This window comes from Gorillibacterium massiliense (assembly GCF_000455485.1).
Classification (GTDB): domain Bacteria; phylum Bacillota; class Bacilli; order Paenibacillales; family NBRC-103111; genus Gorillibacterium; species Gorillibacterium massiliense.
This window is the reverse complement of record NZ_CBQR020000183.1, coordinates 1-878: the sequence shown is the minus strand read 5'-3', so window position 1 is coordinate 878 and position 878 is coordinate 1. Positions and strand designations below refer to the sequence as shown.

Genomic DNA, 878 nt, shown 5'->3' with positions numbered 1-878 from the left:
GCAAGGGTACTGGAATCAGTCGGAGAAAACGGCGGAAGCCTTCGTGCGCGATACGCTTAGCGGCATAGCCGGAGGCCGGCTGTACCGGACTGGGGACTTGGCGCGGCTGTTGGCGGACGGCACCGTGGAGTGTCTTGGCCGCCGGGATACCCAGGTGAAGGTGCGGGGCTTCCGCATTGAGCTGGGCGAAATCGAGGATGCGCTCTTGCAGCATCCGGCCGTGGGACTGGCCGCCGTGGTGGCGACGCCGGGACCCGATGGGCAGACGGGGCTGACGGGCTTCTATACGGCAAAGGCCGACGCTTCGGAAGAGCGGGAGCAGGGGCAAGAGCCGCAGGCGCTGCGGGCGTGGCTGGGCACGAAGCTGCCGAAGTATATGGTGCCGGGGCGGATCATCCGGCTGGAGGCTATGCCGCTGACGCCCAGCGGGAAGGTGGACAGGCGGCAGTTGGCCGGTTTGGCGGAGGCGGAAGCCGCCGTGCAGCGGGAAGCGGTATGCGAAGCGCCGGTGACGGAGACGGAGCGAATCGTTGCAGCCATCTGGTCGGAGCTGCTGAACCGAGAAGCGGTAGGCCGCAACGATGATTTCTTTGAACTGGGCGGTCATTCGCTGCTGACCATGCAAGTGAAGAGCCGGCTGCTGGCGGAATTGGGCGTGGACGTCAGCCTCCAGACATTGTTCAGCGAAACGACAGTGGCGGATCTGGCGCAGGCCATTGAGGAGCGGCTGCTGGCGGGAGGTGAGCGGGAGCGGGAGATCGAGATCGCGCCAGCGCCGGAAAGAGGCCACTACAGATTGTCCCATGCGCAAAGACGGCTGTGGTTCCTGTACAAGCTGAACCCGGATAGCGGTTCGTACCACGTGCCGATGCATGTGG

At 65.1% G+C, this 878-nt stretch carries 1 protein-coding gene; it reads left to right on the top strand.

Translation table 11 applies throughout. The annotated features are described in order from the left end of the window. Window positions 1–878 (top strand): phosphopantetheine-binding protein (locus tag TJ79_RS25535; RefSeq protein ID WP_040953175.1); only part of this gene is annotated, 878 nt, incomplete at both ends.